Raw genomic sequence first — 6,853 nt, forward strand, 5'->3', positions numbered from 1 at the left:
CGATCTGTTCGAATACATCGAAGTGTTTTACAACCGCAGTCGTCGAGATTCGTCACTCGGCTTGGTTTCTCCGCAGCGGTTCCTTCGGGACTGGGTCAAAGCTCAGCAGACCAAGGATGCCGCTGCATAACTCGGGACCGTTGGAAGGCGAAAAACCGAGGGAAGCTCACCTCAGAACCTATTACCTGTCCGGATGGCGGCACGACTCTTGGGGCCGTATCCACCACAACAGATAGTCAGTAATGTAATGAAACGCGGGCAACGCACAACATCGTCACTTTCGACGATTCCAGATGGCGCGCCGAATTCGTCGTTTTCGACGGTGCGTCGCCGCGGCGGGCTCTTCAAAATGCCGAGGCATGAACGCCCATTCAACGCCACGATCGAACAAGCCCCCCCTGCCCCTAAGCACGGCGGCACAGCTCGCACGCGACGACATTTGCAAGCGCATCGCCCGCACCGCGCCGGTCAAGCTGATACTCGTGTGCGCGCCGGCGGGATACGGCAAGACCAGCACGATGGCCCAGGTACGTGAGCAGTTCGAAACCAACGGCATCGATACCGCTTGGCTCACGCTCGACGCCGCCGACAACGACACTTCGCGCTTCATTGCCCGCCTTGCAGCAGCGATGACGAAGATCGCCTGCGATCACGTACCGCATGGCGCCCCTGTTGAGTTGCTGCGCCGCTTGTCGACGCACGACGCGCCCTATGCGATCTTTCTGGACGACTTCGAGCGCATCCAGGAACCCGTTGTCCTCGGACTGGTACGTGAGTTGATCGAGCAGCTGCCCCGCGAAGGACGCCTCGTCATCGGCACACGCAGTCAACCTGATCTGAGCCTTTCCCGCCTGCGCGCGCACGGTCAACTGTTGGACATCGATATCGGGGATCTACGCCTGTCACTATCCGATACCGAGCGCTATTTCGCGTTGCACCCGCAACTGCAACTTGCCTCGCAAGCAGTTCAGCAGTTGCATCGCAAGACCGAAGGCTGGGTGGCCGCACTATCGTTGGCAGCAACGGCTCTGCAACGGCAATTGCACACCGATGAGTTCATCGAGCGCTTTTCGGGTTCGTATTGCCCGATTGCGACCTATCTCGCCGAAGCCGTGTTCTGGCAGCAGAACGATGCCACGCGCCGTTTCCTGCTGCGCACGAGCATCCTGCGGAAGCTCGAGGTTCCGTTGTGCGACGAACTGGTGCCGGACTGCAATAGCCTTCTCATGCTTGAAAACCTGGAGGCCGACAATCTGTTTGTCACGCCACTGCCGGGTCTGGAAGGCACGGATCGAGCCTGGCGCTACCACAGCCTGTTCAACGACTTCCTGCGCGCCCGCCTGGCCGATGAACAACTGGAGCAGGTCGCCAGGCTGCATCTGGCGGCCTCCGGCTGGTACGAAGCCAGAGGCCGGATGGTTAACGCCATCGATCACGCAATCGATGGCGGCGACCTAGCACACGCCACGTCGCTGCTGGTGCGGCACGTCGAATCCTTCATCGAGCAGGGACGCTTACGCTTGCTCGCCCGCTGGCTGACCGCCTTGCCCGACCATCTCATCGCCAACGAACCGCTGCTGCTGGTGGCCGCCATCTGGGCCGATTGTTTCTCCCACGGGCCTGCGCAGGCGCTGGCTCGGCTTGAGGCGAGCGCCTGCGAGCGCAGCACCGTGCCGGCTGTACAGGACCATGCGGCGGCGCTCCGGCCACTACTGCTGGCCATGATGGACCGCTTCGACGAAGCGCTCGCAGCAGGGCGGCATAGCCTGCGGCAGGCACGCAACAGCGCCGATGAGCACGGTTTTGCCACGATTCTGCTTACCAACACCATGGCCTGCATCCATGCGCTAGTCGATGAACCAGCGCAGTCGCACCGGCTGCTCGATGTGGCGCACCAGGCCTCGCAAGGCGATCGCTTGACGACTCGCTTCACCGAATCGATGCAGGGCATTCTCGATCTGCGGGAGGGCCGCGTTCGCCAAGCCGCCGCGCGCTTTCGCATGGCCGCCGGCGAAGCCCATGGCACGGGCTACAATCACGCTCACGGCAACGCCTGGGCTGGCGTGCTGTATGCCAGCACCGTCTATGAGGGCGGCCAGCTCGATCAGGCGCTACGCCTGCTCAATGTCTACAGCCCGCTGGTGCGCGACATCGCGCTGCCCGACCACGTCATCATCAGTCACACGCTGCGTTCGCGCATCGCCTTCCAGCAAGGCGATGTCGATGGGGCGAAACAGGTGCTCGCCGAACTCGAGTGTCTGGGCCATCAACGCGAGTTGCCGCGCCTAGTGATCACCGCGCGATTGGAGCATGCGCGCCTCTTGTTGATGCAAGGTCATGGGCTGGCTGCCCGCGAAACGTTGGAGCGCGCGGACAGTCCTGCCCTGTGGGAACGTGTGCGCACGCTGTGCCTGCCCTGGCACGATGTCGACGATCTGGCGATTGGCCAGCTGCGCTGGGAGATCGCCTTCGGCAATGCCACTGCCGCTTTGCCCAAACTGGCCGCCGAGATAGCCACCGCCACGCAATCGGCACGCCGCCGGCGCGCGCTCAAGCTACGCGTGCTGCAAGCCTTGGCACAGCATCGCTGCACCGACATTGCCAGTGCATTGCAAACCGGGCAAGCCGTATTGCACGAGGCCTGCACCGACGGTTTCGTGCGGCTGGTGCTCGACGAAGGAGCAGCGTTAGTGCCACTGCTCCAGCGTCTGTACAGGGATTTGCAGGAGCAGTCGGGTCGTGGCGATCCGATTTTCGGCGACTATCTGCTGCGGCTGCTGCATGGTCTGGGCGTCTCCGCGTCGCAACACGAAGCAGCTGATACCGACGGCGACCTGAGCGGCGGTAACCTCACACGGCAGGAGGTGCGTATCCTGCATCTGCTTGCCGAAGGCTATTCGAACGGTGCAATGGCCGAGAAACTAAACATTTCCGACAGTACGGTGCGCACCCATCTGCGCAGCATCAATCTCAAGCTCGATGTCCACAACCGTATACAAGCGGTGGCGGCGGCAAGGCGGCGGGCAGTGATTCAGTGATCAGCCTGCTCCCGTTGACGTCGAGATCATCTTCAACTCAAGCGTCGAACGCTTGCGCAACACGGTCCACGCGCCTCAGATGATGCTCGAGCGAACCGAACAACTGCTCGATCTGCGTCGCACGGCGGAAATAATGCCCTACCGCCAGCTCCTCGGTCATTCCCATGCCGCCGTGGATCTGCACAGCGCCCTGTCCGACGATGCGGCAAGCGCGGTTCACGCAGACCTTGGCCGACGACACCGCACTCATGCGCTCGGCGGGCGGTGCGTCCAGCGCCGCCACCGAAGCCGCCGTTAGCGCGCGAACTTGTTCCAGCGCCATGTACATGTCGGCCATGCGATGCTGCAGCACCTGAAAACTTGCGATCGGCACACCGAACTGACGGCGCTGCTTCGCATAATCCACTGTGTCATGGAGCAGCCGGGACAGCACGCCGCACGCTTCGGCGCACACGGCGAGCGTCGCTTCGTCCAGCGCCTGTTCGAGCAAAGGCAGCGCTGCGCCCGGCTCGCCCAGCAATTGGTCGGCTCGCACCGGCACTTCGTTGAATACGAGCTCGCTGGCACGGCCGCCGTCGAGTGTACGGTAAACACGACGGCTGATGCCTGGCACGTCGGCCGGCAGACACAAGAGCGACACGCCCAGCGGATCGTAAGGTGCTCCCGCGCTACGCGCGGTAATCAGCAGCTCGGTGGCCCAGGGCGCGCTATGCACGACAGCCTTCCGGCCGCTCAGCAACCAGCCGCCGCCGACCGGCTTCAGCCGAGTCTGGATGTCCGCAAGGTCGTAGCGTCCCTGCGGCTCAGTAGCGGCGAAGGCAATCACTGCGTCGCCGTCTATTACGCGGCCCAGCAGGCTATGCGCTTGCGCGCCCGGCACACGCCTGAGCAGACCGCCGCCGATCACGACGGTGGAAAGATAGGGCTCGGCCGCCAAGTGGCGGCCCAGCGTCTCCATGATGACGAGGTTGTCGCGCATGTCGCCGCCCAAGCCGCCTTGCGCTTCACTGAACGAGGCGCCGAACAAGCCCAACTTGTGTGCAAATGCACGCCACAGCGGCGGCTGGTCTTCGGCGGCGGCCAGCGTGCGGGTTCGCAGTTCGATATCGTATTGCTCAGTCAGGAAGCGCTCAAGACTGTCGCGCAGCATGGCCTGAGTCTCGGTAAGCTCGAAAGCTGAGTTGTCGCAGTTCATGGCGTCCGGGTCCTCAAACGTGCTCAGTCGTCTAGCAGGCGCGCAGCAATCAGGTTGCGCTGCACTTCATTGGTCCCAGCATAAATGGAAGCCGCGCGGTCGTTCAGATAGGCCGACATGCTGAACACCGACTCCTCAGGAATGGCCAGCGCGCCGCCCGCGTCGCATAGCTCCATCGGCACGCGAGCGCCCGCGTAGTGCGCTGCGATCTCCACGCCAAGCTCGGTGATGCGCTGACGTGTTTCGGTGCCCAGCACCTTCCCCACCGAAGGGCGGATGCCCGGAGGCTCACCGCGCGTGTGCGCTTGCAGCGCGCGCATTTCCAACGCTTGCACGGCGTCGATGCGGCATTGGACGTCGGCCAACTTGAGTTCGATATCACGGCGCTCTGCGCTTGCGGACGGCTGTTGCTCGAAGGCCTGCTCCACGAAGCGGCGCAGCCGGCGCAAGCGCGCCCGCAGCATCGGTGCCCACGCACTACCGCGCTCGTGCTGCAGCAAGTACTTGGCGATGCTCCAACCCTGATTCTCCTCGCCGATTAAGCCCGAAACCGGCACACGAACATCGTCGAAGAACACCTGATTCAGTTCGTGGTCGCCTGAGATGCTGATGATCGGTCGCACCGTAATGCCAGGCTGCTGGAGGTCGAAGCACAGGAAGCTGATGCCCTGCTGTGGCTTGCTCGTTTGCGCTGTGCGGACCAGGCAGAACATGCGGTTGGCATATTGCGCGTGAGTGGTCCAAATCTTGGTTCCGTTGATGACGTACTCGTCGCCATCGCGCACCGCCTTGCAATGCAGCGACGCCAGATCGGAACCGGACTGCGGCTCGGAATAGCCCTGCGCCCAATAGTCCTCGCCTGAGCGGATGCCGGGCAGCCAGCCTTGCTGCTGCTGCGGGCTGCCATAGGCAATGATTACCGGCCCGACCATGTTCGTGCCCATGGGAGCGAGCGGCGGCGCATCGGCTTCGGCCAGCTCGCTGGCGAAGATGTAGTGCTGTAGCGGTGTCCAGCCGGTGCCGCCGTGCTCCACCGGCCACTGCGGCACGCTCCAGCCGCGCCCCGCGAGAATGCGGTGCCAGCGTATGCCCGCAGGATAGTCGGCAAAGATACCCGAACAGCGGCGCCCCGCCGAGCGCAGATCGTCTGTCAGCGCGCTGGCCAAAAAGCGACGCACCTCGTCGCGGAAAGCGGCATCCGTTTCGTTCAGCACCATGCCTGTTACCCCTTTGGGAATGTCGCCCAGTATCGCAGAGAACAGTTCCGCCTTGGATCGTCAGATTCGACGAATTACCGAGGCCGGGCACGTCCTCTCGCTCATTATTTTGGAAGGCTGCACGCAGCGCTGAATATAGCGCGAGAGACGGCCGTCGCTCCTTCAGCGAGGGTGTCTCACGGACATCGTTTCAACTGATATGGGCGCGATGGGGCTCGCAATCGCGCTTTCGACGCCATTGAATGACGTGAAGTTTATTGAACTCTCTCAACCCGCTTTAGTCTGATGGGAGCTCCTGCGCCAGGTCGGCGGGCGGGACACGGGTATTGAACGCCTACTAATCGCAGCAGGGATCGAAGCGTGCTGCGCCCGTGCATGGTGGGCTACGACGTCACGGTGAGTATTGTCGCGAAAGTCATTCACGCAGTTGGGCAAGCAAGCATTTGCAGGAGCAACGCCGACTTGCTGAAAACATTGTAGCTACTCCAAAGAGAAGACGAGATGCATCACACTGAATACGATAACGCATGCGATGCGCACGGCCCGTCACCTGCGGAAATACGGCGCACGCGCAATTTTGATCCTGTCGCATTCGAGCTGGCGGTCAGTAGTCTGCTCCGAGCCAGTGGTATTGAAATCGATGCCGCACATACCGGCCGCACGGCGCAGCGCGTGCGTGAACTTTGGCAGAAGCGCCTACTCGACGGCTATGATGTTGATCCTGCCGACGCGCTCGGGACGGGTTTCGATGATCACCGGGAAGACATGGTGATCATACGCAGTATCGCTGTGCATGGCGTTTGTCCACATCATCTACTGCCGTTCCGCGGTGTGGCCCACGTGGCCTACCTGCCTGGCGGGCGCCTGCATGGCTTCGGACGTATCGCCCGAATGATCGACGCAATCAGTCATCGCTATACATATCAGGAGTGGATCACGAACGAGATCGCGACAGCCCTTGTTACTCACGGCAAGGCACGGGGAGCGGCTTGCTGGATCGAAGCCGAACAACTGTGTCTGCTCATGGGGGAAAATCGCCGCGGCGACGAACGCGTGATTACGCAATGCTACATTGGTGATTTTGAGCACAACATCCAAGCGCGTAACGAGTTCCTTCGCACTATCACCCGATAGAGACTTTTTGCGGCAGGACCTGTTCAATTGCATGGGAAATGGCGATAGGCGGAGCAACATTCCGGGCATGACAGCGGCGTTGTTCGAATTGTCTTGCAATGTGCTCCGGTCGCCCCCCGGCAAGCCGCTCGCGCAATACCCGGTTCGCGTCGTGCTTGGTTTAGTAAAGGAGGATCGCGAGCATACTGGCTGCCGCGCTCCGAATGGCACAGCGCGCCGGGGGCGGGACAGCGGCGAAACCATGCCATTGTCAGCGCGTGCGTCGCGAG

The 6,853-nt window shown here is 62.2% G+C and carries 4 protein-coding genes and 1 pseudogene; 3 read left to right on the forward strand and 2 right to left on the reverse strand.

The window, feature by feature from the left end; translation table 11 throughout:
• Positions 1 to 130: pseudogene (locus BSIN_RS24985) on the forward strand (IS3 family transposase); the annotation flags it as partial.
• A 229-nt stretch (positions 131 to 359) separates the two neighbouring features.
• On the forward strand, positions 360 to 3,038 hold the full coding sequence (locus BSIN_RS24765; protein WP_089342376.1) for a winged helix-turn-helix domain-containing protein: 2,679 nt from the start codon (positions 360 to 362) through the stop codon (positions 3,036 to 3,038).
• A gap of 37 nt (positions 3,039 to 3,075) precedes the next feature.
• Here BSIN_RS24765 and BSIN_RS24770 read toward each other — a convergent pair whose 3' ends face one another.
• The gene (locus BSIN_RS24770; protein ID WP_089342377.1) at positions 3,076 to 4,233 is read right to left on the reverse strand and encodes an acyl-CoA dehydrogenase family protein; all 1,158 of its coding nucleotides are present in this window, start codon (positions 4,231 to 4,233) and stop codon (positions 3,076 to 3,078) included.
• Positions 4,234 to 4,256: 23 nt separating this feature from the next.
• Positions 4,257 to 5,450 (reverse strand): acyl-CoA dehydrogenase family protein, encoded by a 1,194-nt coding sequence (locus tag BSIN_RS24775; protein WP_089342378.1) that lies wholly within the window; start codon positions 5,448 to 5,450, stop codon positions 4,257 to 4,259.
• A gap of 501 nt (positions 5,451 to 5,951) precedes the next feature.
• Here BSIN_RS24775 and folE point away from each other — a divergent pair.
• Positions 5,952 to 6,584 (forward strand): GTP cyclohydrolase I FolE, encoded by a 633-nt coding sequence (gene folE, locus BSIN_RS24780; protein WP_089342379.1) that lies wholly within the window; start codon positions 5,952 to 5,954, stop codon positions 6,582 to 6,584.
• The last annotated feature ends 269 nt before the right edge of the window (positions 6,585 to 6,853 follow it).

The organism is Burkholderia singularis, from assembly GCF_900176645.1.
GTDB lineage: Bacteria > Pseudomonadota > Gammaproteobacteria > Burkholderiales > Burkholderiaceae > Burkholderia > Burkholderia singularis.

Bases quoted from the DNA above. Each gene is read 5' to 3' on its own strand.
- BSIN_RS24775 (WP_089342378.1), bottom strand. From the start codon at position 5,450: ATGGTGCTGAACGAAACGGATGCCGCTTTCCGCGACGAGGTGCGTCGC.
- BSIN_RS24770 (WP_089342377.1), bottom strand. From the start codon at position 4,233: ATGAACTGCGACAACTCAGCTTTCGAGCTTACCGAGACTCAGGCCATG.
- folE (WP_089342379.1), top strand. From the start codon at position 5,952: ATGCATCACACTGAATACGATAACGCATGCGATGCGCACGGCCCGTCA.
- BSIN_RS24765 (WP_089342376.1), top strand. From the start codon at position 360: ATGAACGCCCATTCAACGCCACGATCGAACAAGCCCCCCCTGCCCCTA.